Source organism: Methylocaldum sp. MU1018 (assembly GCF_053646775.1).
The window spans coordinates 58,173-80,000 of the sequence record NZ_CM132195.1 but is presented as its reverse complement, the minus strand read 5'-3'; the positions used below and the strand labels follow the sequence as shown (position 1 = coordinate 80,000).

The window sequence follows — 21,828 nt, the reverse complement described above, 5'->3', positions numbered from 1 at the left end:
AGCAAAGGGATGAGCATGCAGACCAACGACAGCAATTTCAAGTTCGCCATCAACGGTCGTATCCATGCCGACGCCGCATTTGAAAGCGGCGATAAATACGTGACTTACCAGGACGCTAACAACAACGGTCAATTCGATGCCGGCGAGAAAACCACCCGGGTCGACCAGACCGACGGTACGGAAATCCGCCGAGCGCGTCTTGAGGCGAGCGGCGTCTTTTACAACGATTATAGATTCAAGTCGCAATTCGATTTTGCCGATAACGCCGTCGCCATCAAAGACTTGTTCGTTCAATATACCGGTTTTGACTGGGGAACTTGGACCATTGGTCAAAGCAAGCAGCCGTACAGCTTTCAGCAAATGATGAGTTCTAATGACATGCTGTTCATGGAACGTTCGCTGGAATATGTATGGACAACCGCAAACATCGACCGCGCCATCGGTCTGCGGTTCGATCATCATGGCAAGGGCTGGACGGCGGCCGCAGGCGTTTATGGCGATACGGTCACGCGCCAGAGCGACGATGACGACGAAGGCTGGGGCGCCGCGGGACGCGTCACCTGGGCTCCGTGGTTCCAACCCGGCGAGTTGATACACGTCGGCGCATCCGGCGCCTATCGCGTATTGCGCGATAACGACAAGACCGTTCGGTACCGCGTCCGCCCGACTCACATCGATCATACTTATGTGCTGGACACCGGGACCATTGCCGGCGTGGACGATGCTGTGTTCTTCGACGTGGAAGCAGCCGGCGTATATGGGCCGGCCTCCTTCGAGGCCGAATATAACGTGGCCTGGCTGAACCGTACGAGTCCGAACGGCGGCTCGAAGGCGGGCACGGAAGATTCCACGTTTGACGGCTGGCACATCGATCTCGCGTATTCGTTGACCGGCGAATCGCGCGCATCCTCCTATGACGTAAAAGACGCCGTATTCAAACGCTTGACTCCGAATCGGAACTTCGACCTGGCTGGCGGCTGGGGCGCATGGGAGCTGAAGGGGCGCATCTCTCAGGTCAATCTGAATATGGTCGGCACGCCGAACCAGACCGGCGGACGGGAAACAGCCGCCACATTCGGTGTCAACTGGTACCTCAATCCCTGGTTCCGGATGATGCTCGACTACACTCATGTCGTCGATATCGACTTGGGCACCTCCGGTAACAATACGAAACTCATGAAAGGTGATCCGAGCGATCTCGACGTGGTTCAGTTACGCGGGTCGCTTGCTTTCTAACCAAGCTTTTCGTTTCGCAACCGTCGGCCAAATCGAGAACCCCGCTTGTGCGGGGTTCTTTTTTTAGGCGTCTTTCCCCGCAATCACGAAGCCATTTGTCTAGTTCTGCCCCTTCGATTGTCCTCGCTTTCGTTCGATTGCTATGATTCCAAACTGATTTCGGCATCAAACTCTCGATCATTCTTAGCACTCTCAAGGAATGTCGATTCATGGAATTCAAGGATTACTACAAGATCATGGGCGTGACGCGGGACGCCTCCCAGGAGGATATCAAGCGAGCCTATCGTAAACTCGCCCGCAAATATCACCCGGACGTCAGCAAGGAACGTAATGCCGAGGAGAGATTCAAGGAACTCGGCGAAGCGTATGAGGTCTTGAAAGATCCGGAAAAACGCGCCGCTTACGATCAAATTGCGACAGGCCGTCAGCATGGCGAACGCTTCACGCCTCCTCCCGATTGGGGATTTGACTTCGACTTCGGCGGCGGCGGCTTTACCGGTAGAGATGCAACGGGATTCAGCGATTTTTTCGACAGTCTATTCGGACGAGCTACCGGTCGCAGACGACGAGAAAGTCGTAGCGGTTGGGGCGGACCGCTGCCTGGCCAGGATCAATATGCCAACATTCACATCAGCCTCGAAGACGCATTTTCGGGCGGCACTCAAACGGTGACTCTCGCCATCCCGGAAATCGATCCTCAAGGCAGACTTGTCAGCAAAACCCGAACATTGAACGTCAAAATTCCAAAAGGGATCAAGGAAGGACAGCGTATTCGCCTATCCGGCCAAGGCGGTTCGGGATTGCAGGGTGGCGCGGCGGGCGATCTTTATTTGGAAATCCGATTCAAGCCTCACCGGTTCTTTCATGCCGAAGGCGCGGATATTTTGCTGGAACTGCCCATAACCCCCTGGGAGGCCGCGCTTGGCCAAACGGTTATCGTTCCCACATTGGGCGGCAAAGTCGAACTCAAACTCCTCCCAAGCTCTCAAAGTGGACAGAAGTTACGTTTAAAAGGGCGCGGGCTGCCCGGCAATCCGCCGGGAGATCAGATCGTCACCCTGCGCCTCGTGACACCGGAAGCCGCAACCGCGGAAGCCAAGGCTTTATATAAAAGAATGGCCGAGATCATGCCCACAAATCCACGCGCGCACATGGGAGTGTAAACATGGCGAACGAGACCATAGCCATCTCGTCCGGCATTGTTTTGGACGAAACTGTCAAGCTGACGCTGATAGATGTGTGCGAAGCATGCCGAATCGATGCTGAATCGATTTTCGAAATGGTCAACGAAGGCATCGTCGATCCGGAAGGCTCGGAACCGATGAATTGGCGGTTCAATACGGCGTCATTAAGACGGTTGCAAACGGCACTTCATCTGCAACGCGACCTTGGGGTTAATCTGGCCGGCGCGGCACTGGCTTTGGATTTGCTTGAGGAGCTCGAAGCTTTGCGGCGCCGGCTTACGTAATATTCAATTAAAGCAGACCGAACCAAGGCTTGGCGCGGCCTAAGTCCCGCCTTCGGTTCGTTCGCTTCACTCTCCCGCGGAGCCGGCGAAAAAACAGACACTCGACGGAAAAATGATGCCGCGATGCTTCGCCACGAAGTGCAAGACGGGAAGAAACCGTCGCAGCCTCGCCCGACCAGGCCCTGCGTGGAATACGGAAGCACATTATCGACACGGCGCCCTACCGATCTTATTACCGAAAACCTAGCCCGCCGCGGTCGCAACGAATGACGTTAACGATGTCCGGATATATCGCAAGCCGGCACGATTCACGGAACGCTTGTCTCGGCCGAACCGAGCGAATCCCGCAGCGCAGGCTCCAAAGCACCATATGAAAACCGAAAGTTCTCGCTTTGAAAGCGTCTGGGAAGCACTCGCTGCCCCCCGAGCATCAGTTCCGCCATCTCACCTGCACCCAGCCTGAGAAACCACGCCGGCATCCCGACCCGCGACGGACACTTGAGGATCTTTGCCAAGCATCGCGTAAACTCGTTATTGGTTACCGGATTGGGCGCGGTCAGATTGAATGCTCCGCCGAGATTCGGCGACTCCACCAAATGCTGCGTCATTGCAACGTGATCCTTCATGTGAATCCAAGACATCCATTGCTTACCGTCGCCAAGCCGCCCGCCCAACCCGAGTCTGAACGGCAACAGCATTTTTTGGAGAAATCCGCCATCTTTTCCGATTACCAATCCGGTCCGAAGCAAACAAACCCGCACGTCGAACTCGCCGGCGCCCAGCGCGGCTTCCTCCCATGCTTGGCAGAGATGCTGGCCGAAACCGTCTTGCACGGGTGCCGAAGCTTCATCCAGGATGGCATCGCCCTGATTGCCGTAGATACCGACGGCTGAACCGCTAACAAGTACCGCAGGCTTCGTCTTGGCTTTACCAATCGCGTCGACAAGACGCTCAGTCAAAGTAACCCGACTATCCCACAGAATCCGTTTACGCTGCTTGGTCCAACGGGAACCCATAATGGGCTCTCCCGCCAGGTTGATGACGGCATCGAAATGTTGATTGGGTGCCCAGTCGGCCAAACTTTTTAACGCAGCGACGTCGGCCCCGCATTTTTCGGCAACCGATTCGGGCTTTCGACTAAGAACGGTCAACTGATGGCCGGATTGGCGCATCGCTTTGCATAAGTGCCTACCGATAAACCCAGTTCCACCCGTTATGAATATTCGCATAGCTTCCCCACTTGCCGTGGCCAAAGACGCAAACAACTGGAATTAGCCGATGGACGGTTTGCCCTCCGGGCACAAGAGACACGGAACCGGGATGCTCCGCATTAAAACAACTCCGAAGCGATTATAACGCGCTATGGAGCCAGAACGCTGAACTGGCCGTTTTTGAACGCGACGGCCATAGGCCCAAGAAGAAAATGGAGTGAAGACGGGCCTTACGGGGGGCGTGGCAAGGATAGGATTGTTAACTAAGACCAAAATTTATTGAGGTAACACCTATGCTTGCCACATTTTGGCAACTTATTTCTGATCGTTGTCGCTGAAAACCCAACGGACAAAGAAAACAGCAGCAGCTATAACAACGATAGTGACCACCATACCCATCGGGGATCTCATTTTTTCAACTAAATCTAATATGGCTCCCATTTCTTAACCTACCTTATTTGGTTTTATCGAAAGTCTTTTGTAATAGCAGAACAATGCTATCGCGTCGAGTATCTTACCGTCTGATTGAGCGCTGTCAAGTCGATGGACATCTGCTAGAATAGCCTAACTTAGGCCTTTGCGCTTGCTAAAAACTGAAGCACGGCATTGACTTAGACTCAATGCCGTAAAAAAAACCTGGATGAAGACTATCCATCCAGGTTAGGATTTGAGCCTTAAAAGGCTAAAACTGTTTGTTGTCAAATTGCCTCTTCGCAATGAAGGGCTTAAAAATCAATAAAAGCAGAAATCAAAGGCTCGGAGATACAGTGGCAGAAAGTCTCTGTGAATCACCATCCTGGGTGCTGCCACAAGCAACAAGACCCAAAGCCGCTACAACCAAGCTGACAACACATAGCATTTTTTTCATAAGATCCTCCTCCATTTCCATAACTTTAAAATTTTTTAGTTGATAGTGCATTTAGCACGAGAACTTTTATAAAGAAGATTTTTTGAAAATGCAAGGGGCAAAACATGCTCCGGGAAAGACTTTTCGGCGCGACCCGCGGAGACTTGCGTACACGCCCTTAAAACGACGCTAATTGAAGCACTTAGAGCGAGAGCACCTCCAATCCGGCGGCGAAATCATCCTGATTGCCAGACGCATCCTCTCGTACCTGATCGAGCCTGACAAAATCAAACAAATCGCGGTCTGCCAATTGAGATGGAGCCACGTTCTGCAATGCCGTGAAAATTGTCTCCAGACGTCCCGGGAACTGCTTTTCCCACGACCGCAGCATTTCCTTCATCACCTTGCGCTGCAAATTCTCCTGCGAACCGCACAGATTGCATGGAATAATCGGAAATGCCTTGATGCGAGCGTATTCCTCGATGTCTTTTTCCCGACAATACGCAAGCGGCCGAATGACGATATGACGCCGGTCATCGCTCAACAGCTTAGGCGGCATTGCCTTCAGAGTGCCGCCGTAAAACAGATTGAGAAAAAACGTTTCGAGGATGTCGTCGCGATGATGGCCCAAAGCAATCTTGGTGATGCCGTGCTCGGCGGCATATCGATAAAGCAGTCCCCGGCGCAGCCTGGAACACAGGCCACATGTCGTCTTACCTTCAGGCACCACTCTCTTGACGATGCTATAGGTATCTTGTTCGATGATATGGTAAGGAATGCCAAGACCGGAGAGGTACTCCGGCAGCACATGCTCGGGAAATCCGGGCTGCTTCTGATCCAGATTGACGGCGACGATCTCAAACCGAACCGGAGCATTCAGCCTGAGGCTGAGCAGGATATCCAAAAGCGTATAGGAATCCTTCCCCCCCGAAAGGCAAACCATCACCTTGTCGCCGTCCTCGATCATCCGGTAGTCGGCGATGGCCTCGCCGACCAGACGACGCAGCCTCTTTTGCAGCTTGTTGAATTCGTAGCGCTGCTTTTCCGTCAGGGAACTCGTCGCCCTATCCGCCATAACGCTGGAAAATCAAGCTGGCGTTCGTTCCGCCGAACCCGAAGCTGTTCGACATAACGGTATCGATGCGGGCATCGTCGATTCGCTTCTGGACGATAGGCACGCCTTCCGCGCCCGGATCCAGCACATCGATATTGGCCGACGCGGAAATGAAGCCGGCGCCCATCATCAATAAGGAATAAATCGCTTCGTGCACGCCCGCGGCACCCAAAGCATGGCCAGTCAACGACTTTGTCGAGCTGATCGGCGGCACCTCGTTGCCGAATACCGCCTTCACCGCCTGCAACTCCTTGATGTCACCTATCGGCGTGCTCGTCCCATGCGCATTGATATAGTCGATTTTACTGCGGACCCCTTCCATTGCCTGCTGCATGCATCGCACCGCGCCTTCTCCGGACGGTTGAACCATGTCGAAGCCATCGGAAGTCGCGCCGTAACCGATCAGTTCGCCGTAAATCTTTGCTCCGCGAGCCTTGGCATGCTCCAGCTCTTCGAGAACCAGAACGCCACCGCCCCCCGAAATCACGAATCCGTCGCGGTCGGTATCATAAGGACGCGACGCAATTTCGGGCGTATCGTTATATTTCGACGATAGCGCTCCCATCGCATCGAACAATACGGTCATCGTCCAATGCACTTCCTCGCCGCCGCCGGCGAAAATGACGTCTTGCTTGCCCAATTGAATGAGTTCCGCCGCATTACCGATGCAGTGGGCGCTCGTCGCACACGCGGAACTGATCGAGTAGTTGACGCCTTTGATCTTGAAAGGCGTCGCGAGACAAGCCGAATTGGTGTTGGACATGGTCCGCGGCACCATGTAAGGCCCGACTTTTTTCACGCCCTTTTCGCGGTAATTATCGTATGACAGCAAGAGGTTCGCCGTGGACGGACCGCCTGACCCCATGATCAAGCCGGTTCTGGGGTGCGAAATTTCGGCTTCATCCAGACCTGCGTCAGCGATAGCTTCCTGCATGGCAATGTAGTTATAGGCCGCGCCATCACCCATGAACCTGCGGATCTTGCGATCGATGAGATCGTCCACGTTCAGATTGATCGGGCCGAAAACCTGGCTGCGAAACGCCATTTCCCGATACTCTTCGCTGCGCCGAATCCCGGAACGCCCCTCCCGCAGGGCATTGGTGACCTCTTGCCGGTTGTTACCTATGCTGGAAACGACGCCAATGCCGGTTACAACAACACGTCTCATATCTGTAGAGCCCCCTCAGAAGGCATCCGTGGAAGTGAACAGGCCGACCCGAAGGTCGCCGGCCTCATAGATGACTTTGCCATCGCACTCCATTTCCGCGTCGGCGATCCCCATGACCAATTTACGCATCATCACCCGCTTGAGATGGATGCGGTACGTTACAAGTTTGTGATGGGGCAGCACCTGACCTCGAAACTTGACTTCTCCCACGCCCAGCGCCCTTCCGCGCCCGAGTCCGCCCATCCAGCCGAGATAGAAACCGATCAATTGCCACATGGCATCGAGCCCGAGGCAGCCCGGCATCACCGGGTCGTTTTGGAAATGGCAGGAGAAAAACCAAAGATCCGGATTGATATCCAGTTCGGCGATGATCATGCCTTTGTCGTGAAGCCCCTCGTCGGAACTGATGCGGGTAATGCGATCGAACATCAACATCGGGGGAAGCGGCAACTGGGCATTGCCGGGGCCGAACATCTCGCCCCGGCCGCATTGAATCAATTCGTCCCGGCTATAACTGTGCTGTCTCTGTTGTAATCTGGATTCCTTAACAATCATAAAAGTGCCCGATATCGATGTTGCATGATGTTGCCTCTCAGTACCGGCGGGCTACCGAAGGCGACCAGGCCGCTCACAAAATTCCGAGCCGACGTGCCGCACTTTATCGCGGGCGAAAATCCATGTATCCATGAGATGCTTCCGAACGGCATCTTCAAAACGCGCGAAAGTTTATCTGCCGTCAAGGCTTGGCGCAGAAGAGGCTTATTGTATCAGGAAAACATGAATTCCAGCAGCGCGCCGGCGCTCCAATCAGAACAGCCAAAGCACGCGGCTTCGCCACGAAGCGGGGCCGCCATCCGGCGGAACCCGGTCCGATCGATGATGGGCCGCTATAGACGGGCTGCGACTCATACGGGCTAAAATGGTTCCGCAGCGAGCGTTTCGGACGCAAACCGGATAGCCGCGCTCGGCAATTGTTGGATTGATGCGGGATGTTTTAACGGTTACGAACAACTTTCGTGGGAAATCAGCCATGCCAGATCTGCCGCCGCCCATCGAGCTTCTGCCGCGTTCGCAATCGCCGCAGGATTTCCTGCCTCGCTCCGGCATGGAATCGTCGCCTGCAAAATCCCGCCGCCTCGCCGTATTCTCCGGCACATTTTTGATCGCCTTTCTGGGAAGCATGGCTTATGTGTGGCTGCGCCAGCCAGTTTACGAGAGCACGGCCTCGCTGCTGACGGTAGCGCCGGCCGCCATCGACGAGATCGAAGCGGAGGCCAGCGTCCAGCACGCCGTGGCGCAAAGCGAGACCTTGCTCGGCGTTCCTTTGCTCGAAGAGACTTTGGCCCATTTACGGGCGGGCGGAGATGCGTCCGAACCCACCGGCTTATCTGTCGACGATCTTCAAACCCTGCTCTCGGTCGAACCCGTCGCTGAGACCAATGTCGTCAAGCTGCACGCCAAGGGATCGGATCCGGAGATTTTGGCCGCGGCCGTCAATGCCTGGATCGACGCTTATCAGGCGCGTCGCGAACGGTCGGTCCGCGAAGCCAAGGACGGCACCGCCGCGGCCTTGCAGCTCGAATTTCGGCAACTCGGCGAAAAAATCGAAGCGAAGCGCCGGGAGCTGGATCAATTCCGCCGAGAACACGGCATCGTCTCGAAAACGGATTCCGACAATCGCGCCGTGGCCAAGCTGCGGGGCCTCGCCGCGGCGCTCAACAAGGCCGCCGAGGACGAAGTCAAAGCGAAAGCCCAGCTCGACGCCATCAAAGAGGCCGTCGCCAGAGGCGAGCCCGTGGTGCCGCCCAGCGATGAGCAGGGTCTGGCGAACCTGGAGCGGCGAGCACACGATCTGCGCCTGCAACTGAAGGATCTGAGGCGCCGTTACACGCCCCAATATCTCTCGCTCCAGCCCCAGCTCAAGATTATTCCGGAACAGCTCAAGCAAACCGAGGAAGAGATCCGGAAAAAGCTCGAATACGGAAAGCAAAACGCACTGAGCGAAGCCCAGCAGGCTTATGCGTCCGCTCAACAGACGGCGCGGGAAATACAGCAGCAGATCAAGGCGCACGAACGGGAGGCGACCGAGTTCACGGCGCGCTTCGCCGAGCATGACGCCATGCAGGCAAACCTCGCGAAACTCGAAGAAATCTACCGCAACGCCGAAGCTCGGCTTGTCCAGGTCGAGGCGAAACCTCTCGAAAAGCTCCCTCAACTCCAAATCCTGGAACGAGGCTATGTCCCGACCCGACCGATATCGCCGGATTACTGGCGCGACAGCGGAATGGCCTTCGGCGGCAGTCTCGGACTCGCCCTCATCGCCGTATGGCTCTACGAATACCTCATGCGCCGACAACCGCCGCCCTCCCCCCTGGTCTTACCGGACGTCCACGTTTATTCGGTACCGGAGAACGTTCTGCTTCGGCGACAAGCGGCAACGCCACCGACCCTTTCCGAGGAGCGAACACCCGCTTTGGAAAGCCCGATCAGCCGCGAACTGACCGAGCCGGAAATCCGCGTATTGCTGGAAGCGGCCAATCTCAAAGCCAAGCTGGCCATCGGCATGCTGCTGTCCGGCCTGAGCCTTGAGGAAACCGCGGAGGCAAGGGCGGAACAATTCGATCTTGCCGGCGGCCGTCTGCGTATCGGCGGCACGCACGTCAGGGCCCTGCCGCTCTCTTCGCGGCTCAAGGACTGGCTGGTCGAAAGCGGAGACTTGCCCGACTGGGAAACGGACGATCTGGGGTCCTTCATCGCCTGTGCGGCGGTCGATTCCGGCCTGGCGCAGCCCGAGACGATCGATGCATCGGCCTTGCGTCACACTTATATAAGCTATCTGGTCCGCCACGGCATCCGGCTGTCCGAACTGGAGCGCGTCGTCGGTCCGCTGCCGGCGAAAACGCTCGCAAGCTACGGACGTTTGTCTCCGCCCGGCCCGGGATTGCCCGCCGAAAGCGTGCCGCTGATTTATCCCGCCCTCGGCTCATGACGATTCATTGAAAATGGTTTCCGATTCCGCTCCAGAGAACTCCCGGGGTTTCACCTGGGCTTACATCCGATCCGTCGCGCTGGAACACAAGCGCGAGCTGTCCGCCGCGCATCTGATCGCCGTGCTTGCGGCGCTCAGCGCGGTGCCGGTTCCATTGCTCATGCCGCTCCTGGTGGACGAAGTCTTGCTGAACAAGCCGGGCATGGCGGTCGGCGCGCTCGACCGGATCTTTCCCGCCGAATGGCACGGCCCTGCCCTGTACATTCTGGCCATTCTGGGACTGACCCTGTTCCTCCGCCTGATCGCGGCGCTGCTCAACGTCTGGCAGACGCGCCAATTCAGCTTTATCGCCAAAGACATCATTTATCGCATCCGCTGCCGGCTGATCGGAAAACTACAGCGCATCTCCATGGCCGAATACGAGAACCTCGGCAGCGGCTCGGTCGTGACCCACCTGGTCACCGATCTCGATACGCTCGACACGTTCATCGGCACCACCATCGCGCGCTTCGTGGTCGCCGTGCTGGCCCTGACCGGCACCGCCGCCATTCTGCTATGGATGCACTGGCAGCTCGCGCTGTTCATCCTGTTCCTCAACCCAGTCGTGATTTTCTTCACCAAGACGCTGGGAAAACGGGTCAAAAGACTGAAACGCGAGGAGAACTCCGCGATCGGCGCGTTTCAGCTCGCGCTCACCGAAACCCTGGACGCCATTCATCAAATCCGGGCCAGCAACCGGGAGAAGCACTACATGGGGCGACTGGCGGAAGCGGCGCAGACGGTTCGCGAGAATTCGGCCGCCTATGCCTGGAAAAGCGACGCCGCGAACCGGATCAGTTTCCTGGTGTTTCTGTTCGGGTTCGACGTTTTCCGCGCTCTGGCCTTGTTCATGGTGCTCTATTCCGACCTCAGCGTCGGCGAAATGATGGCGGTCTCGGGATACCTGTGGTTCATGATGACGCCGGTGCAGGAAATTCTGGGAATCCAGTACGCTTGGTTCGGCGCCAAGGCGGCGCTGGAGCGGATCAACCGGCTGAACGCCTTGAAACAGGAACCGGAATATCCGCACCTGACCGATCCGTTCGAAAAAGACCGGAGAGTGGGTATCTTCATCGATGACCTTCGCTTCGCCTACCCGAACGGCCACGAAGTCTTGCGCGACATCACCATGAATATCCGCCCCGGCGAGAAAGTCGCCCTGATCGGCGCGAGCGGCGGCGGCAAATCGACGCTGGTGCAAGTGCTGATCGGCCTTTATCCGCCGAGCTCGGGCATGATCTACTTCAACGGCGCGCCGATGGACGAGATCGGCATGGACGTGGTGCGCGAACACGTGGTCACCGTCTTGCAGCATCCGGTACTGTTCAACGACACCGTGCGCGCCAATCTGACGCTGGGCCGCCCGGCGCGGGACGAGGACCTCTGGCGCGCGCTCGAAATCGCCCAGCTCAAGGATGTGGTGGAAGACAGCCGCGACCGGCTGGATACCGTCGTCGGGCGGCTGGGCATGCGGCTTTCCGGCGGCCAGCGCCAACGACTGGCGATCGCGCGCATGATCCTGGCCGATCCCAAGGTAGTGATCCTGGACGAAGCAACCTCGGCCATCGACAACGAAACCGAGACTCGCCTGTATGCCGGCCTGGACGCGTTCCTCGAAAATCGCACGACGATCATCGTCGCCCACCGGCTGAGCGCGATCAAACAGGCCGATCGCATTTACGTCTTCGAGGACGGACGCATTTGCGAGCAAGGCGACCATGACAGCCTGATCTCCGGCAAAGGCTTATACGCGCGGCTCTACGGCGAGAAGCCGCCGGCGCGCTCCGGCCGAGACCTGTCGCTCACCTCCTGAGCGGGTTCCGGCGAGCGAACCCAAGCGGCACGGCGTCCACAAATCTCGCCGCCCGACCGGGCGGCGGCACCAAATCCGGAAACGCCGGCCGCTATCGAGTACAATGCGGGGCTTTCCAAACTTCAATTTCGGGCGTACCCGTGTACGATCTCCACACCCATTCCACCGCCTCCGACGGCGCCTGCTCGCCGTCCGAACTGGTCCGCCAGGCTGCGGCGGCCGGCGTGACCGTCCTCGCCCTGACCGATCACGACTCCACCGACGGGCTGGCCGAGGCGGACAGCGCCGCCGCCGCAGCCGGCATCCGGCTCATTCCCGGCGTCGAAATATCAACGACCTGGGCGGACAAAACCATCCACATCGTCGGCCTGCGCATCGACCGCCACTGCGATGCCTTGAAGCAGGGCCTGAGCCGCCTCCAGGCAACGCGCATCGAACGGGCCCGAGAAATCGGCCGGCGCCTGGAGCGCCACGGCATCCCTGGAACTTTCGAAGCCGCGCAGGACATGGCCGGCGACGGCATGATCACGCGCACCCATTTCGCGCGGCACCTCGCGGGCCTCGGGCTGGCGGCCGACATAAAAGACGTGTTCGAGCGCTTTTTGACTCGCGGCAAACCGGGCTACGTCCAGACCCTGTGGGCCGACATGGCGGAAGCCGTCGGCTGGATTCGCGAAGCGGGCGGGGTTGCCGTGCTGGCCCATCCGCAGCGCTACAAACTGACCGCCAGTTGGATGCGGCGGCTGGTCGGAGAGTTCAAGGAATGCGGAGGCGAGGCGCTCGAAGTGGTCTCGGGGACGGCATCTCCGGGCGACACCCAATCCAGCGCCGAATACGCGCGGCGCTTCGAGTTGTGCGCCTCCTGCGGCTCCGATTTCCATAGCCCTGAAATGCCCTGGCTGAAACTGGGCCGGCTGCCGCCGCTGCCCTCCGATCTGACTCCGGTATGGACCCTGTGGAACCGTTGAACCGCTGCGCCTGGGCCGAGCGCAGCGCGCCGGAGCGGGCTTATCATGACCGCGAATGGGGAACGCCCGTCCACGACGACCGCCTGCTGTTCGAATTCCTGATTCTCGAAGGCGCGCAGGCCGGGCTTTCCTGGACCACGATCCTTCGTAAGCGAGACGCCTACCGCGCGGCTTTCGACGGCTTCGATCCGGAACGTATCGCCGCTTACGACGAAACCAAGACCGCCGCGCTGCTGGCCGATCCCGGCATCGTTCGCAACCGCCTCAAAATCGCCGCCGCGATAAACAACGCCCGCCGTTTTCTGGATGTGAGAGAACGGTTCGGCAGCTTCGACGCCTATATCTGGCGCTTCGTCGATGGCCGCACGAAACAAAACGCCTGGCGAAGCATGACCGACGTACCGGCCCGGACGCCCGAATCCGATGCGATGAGCAAGGACCTCGAAAAACGCGGATTCCGTTTCGTCGGCTCCGTCATTTGCTATGCCTACATGCAGGCGACCGGCATGGTCAACGACCACACCGTCGACTGTTTCCGCTGGCGCCAACTGCGCGCTGCCGGATCGCCGTAAAACCCGCTTTACAACTCCCGCCCTATCGGGCCGTATCTTCCGCCTCCGGAAACACGCGAGTTGTGCGCAAAATTTTACAGTTTGCGCCCTCGGACCACGCACTCGCTCCGGGATTTGCAGACAGCACACGGCCTCCATGCCTTTGGCACACATACTGCTTGTCCAGTGCCATCGATTTTGGAGAGCGGAACGTGATTTTGATTCGATTCCTGCTTGGTTGGCTACTCAGCATCGGCGCAACGCTCGCCCTGGCGCAGGATAGCGCCGAGGATGCGCGCGAACTCCGCATTCTGGCTCAGCGCCACGAACACGGCCGCGGCGTCAAACAGAGCTATGCCGAGGCGTACCGACTTTATTGCAAGGCAGCTTTGCTCGGCGACGCGCAAGCCGCCTACAGCCTCGGCTGGATGTATTTCAACGGTCGCGGCCTTCCCCGCAAGGCCGGGGTCGCGGTGGGCTGGTTCATGCGCGCGGCCAAGACCGGCGATGCTTACGCCGCGCGCATGCTGGTGCGCTACGAGGGCATAACCCCGGCGGACGACCCCGCCTGCCGGCCCGCGCCGGCACCGGTTACCGCGAGCATCGAGCCGAGTTCCAATCCGGACCGCAAGCTCGTCGAAAGCTGGGTCAGCCAAATCGCGCCGCACTATTCCGTCGATCCTCAGCTGGTGCTGGCCGTCATCCAGGCGGAATCCAGCTTCAATCCGGCCGCGCTTTCGTCGAAAAACGCCCAGGGCCTGATGCAGCTCATCCCCGCGACGGCGGAACGTTTCGGGGTTAAAGACATCTGGAACCCGGTAGAGAACATCAAGGGCGGAACCGCCTACCTTCATTGGTTGTTGCGGCATTTCGACGGCAATGTGGAATGGGCGGTGGCCGCCTACAATGCGGGAGAGAGAACCGTGGAACAGTATCAAGGCGTTCCGCCGTATCGGGAAACCCGCAATTACGTACGGCGCATCCTGACGGCTTATCAAAAACCCTTCCATCCGGTACCGCCGCCACTGGCGGCTGCCGATCGCGTGTTTTAAGGGGAAACCCTGATCGAGTCCTTCGACAGGCTCGGGACGAACGGAATCAACGTGTTCAGAACGTCCTTAAGGAAGCTCTGAATAAGTGCGTTTTATTGGTGGCTCCGATAAACCGGCCGGGGCTACCAGCCGAAAAAGGTCGTTTTTCCCTCCCCATTGGCGCCCGCTATCGGCGCTCTTTCCGCCCCTCGCCCCCGGTTTTCCGGGACGATGCACGGATTGATCCCTAGGCCGCCCTCAACTCCTCCCGCACCTGGTAGAGATTGCTGAGGGCAAACAGCAGGTAGAGTTGCTGCCCGTTTTTGAAGAGTCCCCGGTACCGGACCTGGGTATAGCCGAATTGGCGTTTGACGATCCGGAAGGGGTGTTCGACCACCGCCCGCAGCGCGGCCAGCATGCGGTTGTGAAGCGCTTGTTCCGCAGGCAAGTCCTCGCCCTTCTTACGCTTGAAGGGAAACGCCCAGACCGGCTCGCCCTCCTGGCGTTCGACCTCCAGATTGCGGTCCTTGCGGGTATAGGCCCGATCGCCCAGGACGACCTGCTCCTCGCCGTGCAACAGGGCCTCGGTCATGACCCCGTCCGCCACCTTGGCGGTGGTGACTTCCATCGTATGCACCAAGCCTGAATCAGCATCCACGCCGATGTGCGCCTTCATGCCAAAGTGGTAATTGTTACCCTTCTTGGTCGAACTCATCTCGCCATCCCGCTTCCGCTCGCGGTTCTTCGTGGACGGCGGGGCGGCGATCAGGGTGGCATCCACGATGGTCCCTTGACGCAACAATAAGCCCTTTTCCGCCAATAGGGCCGCCGTTTCATCGAATAGGGTTTGCGCCATCTGATGGGTTTCCAACAGGCGCCGGAACTTGAGGATCGTGGTTTCATCCGGCATGGCGTCCTCGCCCGCATCCAGCCCGGCAAACTCGCGTAGCATCGGAATGTCATGCAGCGCCTCTTCCATCGCCGGATCGGAGTAGCCGAACCAGTGCTGCATCAGGTGGATGCGCAACATCGTCTCCAAAGGAAAGGGACGCCTGCCCCGGCCGGCCGTCGGGTAGTACGGCGCAATCCGGCTCGTCCACAACCCCCAAGGAATCACCTGCTCCATCTCCTGGAGAAATTTCTGACGCTTGGTCAGCTTTGGTTTCTTCACAAACACGGTGGCACTGAGTCCGAGTTGCTTCATCGGGGGTCGACCTGTCGAAAATTGGACGTTGGGCATTATTTTATCGGGGCCAGGGACTTGTTCAGAGTTTCCTTAACGGGTCTTTTCATCCGCCGGAGAGGTGAAACATCGTCGCGAGCGTCCGTTCTCGCGCACGTTGTTTTCACGGCCCTAAAGCCGCCCGCTTTCGATCACGGGCAACACCCAGTAGTGCATCGACGATCCCGCGAAATCCGTCTTCAATCGCTCCAGCAGCGCGCTTAATTCGGAACCGGCGAGCTGTACCTCGAACCGAATCTGCCGCCGGTGTCCGGCCACCTGTTCGATCAAGGTCAGACTTTCCGAATGGCTCGAATGGCCGTTGGCCGGGAAACTGCTGAAACCGCTCGGGTGTTCGTATTGCAGCAGCCAGTCGATCAAAGGCTCTTCCAGCCCGGGCGGAGCGGTCAGGGCAAGGAGAAAACATTCGCTCATGGGATTCTCCGAATGAATGAGAAGGAAATCATGGTTTTTGCTGTCCTAAAGCATTTTCCGATCGGGTGTAGCGCCCGCGAACATCGCCGGCCGGGACCGGAATGGCTCCGCTCGAAAACCGGCGCCGCATTTAGCGCTACCTGGGTCAACGCCCGCAGACCGTCCAAGCGGCTACGGCCCGAGCGAAAAATGCCCTAATCCGCGCCAAGAGAGGCCGGGCGTTTGGGTTCGCCGTAGCGGCGGTAGAGGATCGGCAGCAGGACCAGGGTGAGCAGGGTCGAGGTGCACAACCCGCCGACGCCGACCACCGCCAGGGGGCGCTGGATTTCCGAACCGGGACCGGTGGCGAACAGCAGCGGAATGAGCCCGAAGGCGGCGATGCCGGCGGTCATCAACACCGGCCGGAGCCGGCGCATGGCGCCCGTCACCACGGCTTCGTCCATGGGCAGCCCCAAAGCCCGCAGTTGATTGAAATAGCTCACCATCACCACGCCGTTCAGAACGGCGATGCCCAGCAGGGAAATGAAGCCCACCGAGGCCGATACGGAAAGATACTCCCCGGAAATCCAAATCCCGTACACGCCGCCGATGAGCGCCAGCGGCACGTTGGCCAGAACCAGAACGGCCTGGCGCACCGAGCCGAAGGTGGAGAACAGAAGCAGGAAGATCAGTCCGACGGATACCGGGATGACTATGGCCAAGCGGGCGGCGGCCCGCTGCTGATTTTCGAACTGCCCGCCCCACTGGATGTAATAACCGGCGGGCAGTTGCACCTGGGCGGCCACGGCCTTCTTCGCCTCGTCCACGAAGCCCACCAGGTCCCGCCCTTCGACGTTGCTGCGCACCGAGGTATAGCGCTGGCCGCGCTCGCGGTTGACCGCCACCACGCCCTCCACCGGCTCGATCTTCGCGACCGCCGACAGCGGCACCCGCCGTCCGTCGGGCAAGGCGATCTGCAAGGTGGACATGCTGGCCGGCTCGCTCGAACCCCGCAGCAGCAGGGGCGTGCGGCGGACGCCTTCCTGGACGATGCCGAGCTTGAGCCCTTCGATCTGGGCGCGCAGCGTGTCGGCCAGGGAATCGGACGTCAATCCCAGACGCCCCGCGGCCAGCCGGTCCACTTTCACCACCAGGTACTGCATGCCTTCGTTGCGGATGGTGAACACGTCGGAAGCGCCGGGAATCTTCCGCATCACGCCGGCGATTTCCTCGGCCTTGGCGTTGAGCACGGCGAGTTCCGGGCCGTACAGCTTCACTGCCACGTCGCCGCGCACCCCGGTCAGCATCTCGGTGACCCGCATCTGAATCGGCTGGGTGAAGCCGTAGGCGATGCCGGGAATGGTGTCCAGAACCTTGCGGATCTCGTCGATCAAGGCCTCCTTGCTCTTCATGCGCCATTCGGATTCCGGCTTCAGCACCATGAACGTATCGGTTTCGTTGAGACCCATCGGGTCCAGGCCGAGTTCATCCGCTCCCACCCGAGCCGTGATCCGCGTGATTTCCGGCACGTGCTCCAGGAGTGCCTTCTGAATCTGCTGGTCCAGCCGCACCGACTGCTCCAGCGTGATGGACGGCAGTTTCTCGACCTGCACGATGATGTCGCCCTCGTCCATGGTGGGCATGAAAGTCTTGCCGATTTGGGAATAAACCAGCAGGGTGGACAGCAGCAGCAGTCCCGCGCAGAGCAGAACGGTGCGGCTGTGGGCGAGTGACCAGAGCAGGGCCGGACGGTACAGCGCCAGGAACTTCCGCGCCAGCCAGGGCTCCTCGTGCTTGACGCGCTTCATCAGGAAGGAGGCCACGACCGGGATCACGATCAACGAAAAGATCAGCGATCCGCTCATGGCGAACACGTTGGTGAAAGCCACGGGCTTGAACATCTTGCCTTCCAGTCCCTGAAGCGAAAACAGCGGCACGAACACGATGCCGATGATGATGGTGCCCGAAACCACGGGCGCGGTGACTTCGCGCATGGCCCGGTAGATCACGTGCAGCCGGGGCAGCCGACCGGTCTTGCCGTGCTCGGCCAGGCGGGAGGTGATGTTCTCCACCACCACCACCGCCGGATCGACCAGCTTGCCGATGGCGATGGCGAGACCGCCGAGGCTCATGAGATTGGCCGTGAGGCCGAACTGGTGCATCAGCAGGAACGTGAACAGCGCCACCATGGGCAAGATGAAGGCGACGGTCAGCGCGGCCCTGAAGTCGCCGAGGAACAGAATCAGCAGGATCAGCACCAGCACGGTGGCCTCTATCAAGGCCCGGACGATGGTGTTTATGGCTTTCCCGACCAGGTTGCCGCGGTTGTAGAACACGCTGACGTTCACCGCCTTGGGCAGGGCCGGCCTGATTTCTTCCAGCTTCTTCTCCACCCCTTCCACCACCTGGCGGGCATTGGCTCCGCGCAGGCTGAGGACCAGCCCTTCGACCGCCTCGCTCCGGCCGTTCTGGCTCACGGCGCCGTAGCGGGTCAAGGCGCCGATGCGCACGTCGGCCACGTCGCCCACGGTGATCGGAATGCCGTTCCGCTCCGCCGCGACGATGGTGCGCACGTCGTCGAGGTCCACGATCCGCCCCTCGGCGCGCACCAGGAGCGCCTCCTCGCCCTGAATCAGGCGCCCGGCGCCGTCGTTGCGGTTATTGGACTTGAGCGCGTCGGTCAATTCTCCGATGGTGACTCCGCGGGCCGTAAGCGCCATGTTATCGGGGATGACCTCGAAGCTCCGCACCATCCCGCCCAGGGCGTTCACGTCGGCGACGCCCGGCACGGTGCGCAGCGCCGGGCGGATCACCCAGTCGAGGAGGGTCCGCCGCTCCGAGAGGCTGAGTCCTTCGCCTTCCACGGTAAACATGAACATCTCGCCCAAAGGCGTGGTCATGGGCGCCATGCCGCCTTCGGCATTGGCCGGCAGGTTGCCCCAGACGCCGTTCAGTCGCTCCGCCACCTGCTGCCGCGCCCAGTAGATGTCGGTGCCTTCCTCGAAGTCGATGGTGATGTCGGTGAGCGCATATTTGGCGATGGAGCGCAGCATGGTCTGCCTGGGAATGCCGAGCATTTCCACTTCGACCGGCGCGGTGATGCGCGCCTCCACTTCTTCCGGCGTCATGCCGGGCGCCTTGACGATGATCTTGACCTGGGTCGGCGACACGTCGGGAAAGGCGTCGATGGGGAGATTGGCCGCGGCGAACCAGCCGGCGCCGGCCAGGAGCAGGGCGCTCAGCAGGGCGAACAGGCGTTGGGTCAGCGCGAACCGGATCAGGCGCGCAATCATTCGCCTTCTCCCATGCCGAGCCAGGCGGCCTTGAGCGCGGCCACACCCTGCACGGCGACTTCCTCGCCCGGCCGCAGCCCTTCATGGACCACCACGTTATAAGGTTCCTGGCCGGCCACCGCCACTTCCCGTGCCTCGAAGCCCCCGGCGGTTTTCACGAAGACATAGTTTTTGCCCTCGTAGCTGAACACCGCCGCGACGGGGACCCGGAAGATGAGGTCGGTGCTCTTGTGCATCAGTTGCACATTGATTTGCATGCCGGGCCGGAGTTCATCGCCGCCCTGCTCCACCACGGCCCGCACCAGAGCGGTCTGGCTCCTGGGATCGACATGCTGACCGACTTCGATGATGCGGGCGGTCGCGCGGAAATTTTCCACACTGATGCGGTCGCCGATCTTCACCTCGTGCAGTCGTTCCTGGGGCATGTCGACCTCCAGCCACAACTCGTCCAGCTTGCCGATCCGAAACAGCGGCGTCAGACGATCCACCCGCTGCCCCACCACGGCCAGGCGCTCGAGCACGACGCCGTCGATCGGGGCGCGCACTTCCACCAGGCTGCTGAGCTGACGATCGTTCTCGAGCCGTTGAATCTCGCTCCGGCCCAGCCCCGATGCCGCCAGGGTCTGCTCCGCGGCCTGCAGCGCGGCTTGCGCCTTGTCGAAATCGCCCTTGGTTTCCTGCCAGCGAAGGCGCGAAATGATGCCTTCCTCGAGCAGCGTCTCGTCCCGCTTCAGGCGCGCCCGGGCAAGGCTGAAATCGGAGGCGGCATCGAGCAATTCCCGTTGCAGCGTGAGCAGGTCCGGGCTCTGGATGCGGGCGAGCACCTCGCCTTTTTTCACCTTGACGCCGAGAGGTACCGCGACATTGCTGATCACACCGACCTGAGGAGAGCTGACGACGAATTCCTTTTGCGGCGGCAAGACGACCCGGGCCGGCGCCCGCGCCAGCGGCAGAGCCGCGACCTCTTCCGGCTTCGCCGTGCGGATGCCGAGATGCTGGGCTTGCTCCGCCGTGAGCCGGACCGGTTTTTCCGCCGCGAATCCCGCCGCGCACAAGCCCAAAAGCATGGCCAAAAAAACGAGCCTCATGGCGTGACTCCGACGACTTGGTTATAGATCGCGATATCCCGCTGCAACAGGATGGTCCGCTGCTCGGCATCGCGAATGGCGGCCTGGGCGGTGGCCTGGATCTTGAGATAGTCGATCAGCGAAATCTCCCCGGTCTCGAAAGCGAGCCGGCTCATCTTGAGCTGGGATTCGGCGATTTCCCGCCGCCTTTCGGCGATCGCCAGAGCGGTGCGGTCGACGTCCAGATTGCGCCTCGCATCGAGCAGCGCCCTTTCCAGTTGCCGCAGCAACACGTCCCGATCGGCCATGCGTTGGGTCATGGCGATATTGGCTTGAGCCACGTACGGCGCGTTATAGGCTTCTCCGCCGATGGGAATTTGCAGCACCACGTTGGTTTCGTTGTTAAATCCTTCTTTGCTGGTTGCCCGATCGTGCTGAGTGCCGACCAGAATCGACGGCTGATTGCCCTGCTTGGATCTCCGCGTGAACTCGACTTCCGCCTGGGCGCGCTCGATCAAGGCGTTGGCCACGGCCAGGGCCGGATGGCTCTCGTCGAATGTCTTCAGGGGACTTTGCGCCTCTTCGAAGGATTTCGGCGCGCGCTCCAGGCGGGTCAGGTTGAAATAATTCTTGCGCGCCTGCATCACGTCCGCCTCGGCCTGGACCATCGCGGTCTTTTTTTCCAGCTCGTCGCTTTCCGCGAGCAACAAATCCGCGCGGGCCAGATCGCCGACCTCGACGCGCCTTTGCACCAGGGCGCTCAACTGCCTGGAAACCTCGTAGATACGCTTGGCGAGTTCGAAGCGGTTTTCCACCAACCTGAGATTCCAAAGCGCATCGCGTACCAGGCCCGCAACCTCGTGCTTGAGGGCCCGCGCGAACAACGCGGTGCTCTGCTTCGCTTCCTCGGCCACGGCCCTGCTCGCCGCGCGCTGGCCCCACATCCATACCGGAATCTGATAGCCGGTCTGTATTTCCACCTCGCCGCGATCGTTGAACGCGCGGTCGTCGATCCATTGCAGATAAATCGAGGGATACCCCGCGATCCAACTGGCGCTGCGCCGCTCCAGGGCTTTCGCCTCGTCCTCGAACGCCGCGACTAGCACGCTTTGCGGGTATTTTTCGAAAGCGGCCTCGATGACCTGGCCAAGATTCAGCGATTCGTCGAAAACCAACTCATCGTAACGATCGACGATCCGCTCTTCGGAGGCGACGGGCGCGGCCGCGAAGAAACAAGCCGCACCCGCCGCACACACTAAAAGCTTCATGATATTTTTCTCCCAAAATCGCGAGTCGGGACGGCGGTAACTGCTGCGCATGCTCGACGGACAGCGCCCCCCATGCCCGGTTGCCCGACTCCTCCACTCGGTTCTTTTCATCGACGGCCGCCCGCCCCG

The 21,828-nt window shown here is 59.8% G+C and carries 17 protein-coding genes (1 of these 17 cut by a window edge); 8 read left to right on the top strand and 9 right to left on the bottom strand.

The features are described 5' to 3' along the window. From ACWJKU_RS00340 to ACWJKU_RS00330, 3 genes are all read left to right on the top strand, one after another. Positions 1 to 1,236, top strand: partial view of an OprO/OprP family phosphate-selective porin gene (locus ACWJKU_RS00340; protein WP_454144941.1) — the 3' portion only. 291 nt of this gene lie to the left of the window's left edge; only the last 1,236 of its 1,527 coding nucleotides appear in the window; its start codon lies off the left edge, out of view; it ends in the stop codon at positions 1,234 to 1,236. Positions 1,237 to 1,445: 209 nt separating this feature from the next. Next, a complete protein-coding gene (locus ACWJKU_RS00335; RefSeq protein WP_454144939.1) occupies positions 1,446 to 2,399 on the top strand; it encodes a DnaJ C-terminal domain-containing protein in 954 nt (317 codons plus the stop codon). Between the two features lie 2 nt (positions 2,400 to 2,401). Next, positions 2,402 to 2,704 carry a chaperone modulator CbpM gene (locus ACWJKU_RS00330; protein WP_454144937.1) on the top strand — a complete coding sequence of 101 codons (303 nt, stop codon included), beginning with the start codon at positions 2,402 to 2,404 and terminating at the stop codon, positions 2,702 to 2,704. Between the two features lie 308 nt (positions 2,705 to 3,012). Here the strand turns inward: ACWJKU_RS00330 and ACWJKU_RS00325 are convergent, their stop codons facing one another. The 4 genes from ACWJKU_RS00325 to fabA all read right to left on the bottom strand — a co-directional run bounded on the left by ACWJKU_RS00325 (position 3,013) and on the right by fabA (position 7,599). Then, on the bottom strand, positions 3,013 to 3,933 hold the full coding sequence (locus tag ACWJKU_RS00325) for a TIGR01777 family oxidoreductase (RefSeq protein ID WP_454144935.1): 921 nt from the start codon (positions 3,931 to 3,933) through the stop codon (positions 3,013 to 3,015). Positions 3,934 to 4,964: 1,031 nt separating this feature from the next. Next, positions 4,965 to 5,837 (bottom strand): tRNA 2-thiocytidine(32) synthetase TtcA, encoded by an 873-nt coding sequence (gene ttcA, locus ACWJKU_RS00320; RefSeq protein ID WP_454144933.1) that lies wholly within the window; start codon positions 5,835 to 5,837, stop codon positions 4,965 to 4,967. Further along, a complete protein-coding gene (gene fabB, locus ACWJKU_RS00315) occupies positions 5,827 to 7,044 on the bottom strand; it encodes a beta-ketoacyl-ACP synthase I (protein WP_454144931.1) in 1,218 nt (405 codons plus the stop codon). Before fabB ends, ttcA begins: the two co-directional genes overlap by 11 nt. A 15-nt stretch (positions 7,045 to 7,059) precedes the next feature. Next, a complete protein-coding gene (fabA, locus tag ACWJKU_RS00310) occupies positions 7,060 to 7,599 on the bottom strand; it encodes a 3-hydroxyacyl-[acyl-carrier-protein] dehydratase FabA (protein ID WP_454144929.1) in 540 nt (179 codons plus the stop codon). A 475-nt stretch (positions 7,600 to 8,074) separates the two neighbouring features. Here fabA and ACWJKU_RS00305 point away from each other — a divergent pair, with 475 nt between their 5' ends. The 5 genes from ACWJKU_RS00305 (at position 8,075) to ACWJKU_RS00285 (ending at position 14,456) form a co-directional block, all read left to right on the top strand. Further along, complete coding sequence (locus ACWJKU_RS00305; RefSeq protein WP_454144927.1) at positions 8,075 to 10,033, top strand: GumC family protein; 1,959 nt, start codon at positions 8,075 to 8,077, stop codon at positions 10,031 to 10,033. A gap of 13 nt (positions 10,034 to 10,046) precedes the next feature. After that, positions 10,047 to 11,885 (top strand): ABC transporter ATP-binding protein, encoded by a 1,839-nt coding sequence (locus ACWJKU_RS00300; protein WP_454144925.1) that lies wholly within the window; start codon positions 10,047 to 10,049, stop codon positions 11,883 to 11,885. 140 nt (positions 11,886 to 12,025) lie between these two features. Continuing rightward, positions 12,026 to 12,853 (top strand): PHP domain-containing protein, encoded by an 828-nt coding sequence (locus tag ACWJKU_RS00295; RefSeq protein WP_454144923.1) that lies wholly within the window; start codon positions 12,026 to 12,028, stop codon positions 12,851 to 12,853. Then, complete coding sequence (locus ACWJKU_RS00290; RefSeq protein WP_454148196.1) at positions 12,850 to 13,425, top strand: DNA-3-methyladenine glycosylase I; 576 nt, start codon at positions 12,850 to 12,852, stop codon at positions 13,423 to 13,425. The genes ACWJKU_RS00295 and ACWJKU_RS00290 overlap by 4 nt, the downstream gene beginning before the upstream one ends. A gap of 191 nt (positions 13,426 to 13,616) precedes the next feature. Continuing rightward, positions 13,617 to 14,456 (top strand): lytic transglycosylase domain-containing protein, encoded by an 840-nt coding sequence (locus tag ACWJKU_RS00285; RefSeq protein WP_454144921.1) that lies wholly within the window; start codon positions 13,617 to 13,619, stop codon positions 14,454 to 14,456. A 226-nt stretch (positions 14,457 to 14,682) separates the two neighbouring features. Here ACWJKU_RS00285 and ACWJKU_RS00280 read toward each other — a convergent pair whose 3' ends face one another. The 5 genes from ACWJKU_RS00280 to ACWJKU_RS00260 all read right to left on the bottom strand — a co-directional run bounded on the left by ACWJKU_RS00280 (position 14,683) and on the right by ACWJKU_RS00260 (position 21,699). Next, the gene (locus ACWJKU_RS00280) at positions 14,683 to 15,639 is read right to left on the bottom strand and encodes an IS5 family transposase (RefSeq protein ID WP_454142574.1); all 957 of its coding nucleotides are present in this window, start codon (positions 15,637 to 15,639) and stop codon (positions 14,683 to 14,685) included. A gap of 150 nt (positions 15,640 to 15,789) precedes the next feature. Then, positions 15,790 to 16,092 (bottom strand): DUF3240 family protein, encoded by a 303-nt coding sequence (locus ACWJKU_RS00275; RefSeq protein ID WP_454144919.1) that lies wholly within the window; start codon positions 16,090 to 16,092, stop codon positions 15,790 to 15,792. A 194-nt stretch (positions 16,093 to 16,286) separates the two neighbouring features. Continuing rightward, positions 16,287 to 19,361: an efflux RND transporter permease subunit gene (locus tag ACWJKU_RS00270; RefSeq protein ID WP_454148194.1), complete on the bottom strand. Its 3,075-nt coding sequence runs from the start codon at positions 19,359 to 19,361 to the stop codon at positions 16,287 to 16,289. Continuing rightward, positions 19,361 to 20,452 carry an efflux RND transporter periplasmic adaptor subunit gene (locus ACWJKU_RS00265; protein WP_454144917.1) on the bottom strand — a complete coding sequence of 364 codons (1,092 nt, stop codon included), beginning with the start codon at positions 20,450 to 20,452 and terminating at the stop codon, positions 19,361 to 19,363. The genes ACWJKU_RS00270 and ACWJKU_RS00265 overlap by 1 nt, the downstream gene beginning before the upstream one ends. Then, positions 20,449 to 21,699 (bottom strand): TolC family protein, encoded by a 1,251-nt coding sequence (locus ACWJKU_RS00260; protein ID WP_454144915.1) that lies wholly within the window; start codon positions 21,697 to 21,699, stop codon positions 20,449 to 20,451. The genes ACWJKU_RS00265 and ACWJKU_RS00260 overlap by 4 nt, the downstream gene beginning before the upstream one ends. Positions 21,700 to 21,828: the final 129 nt, after the last annotated feature.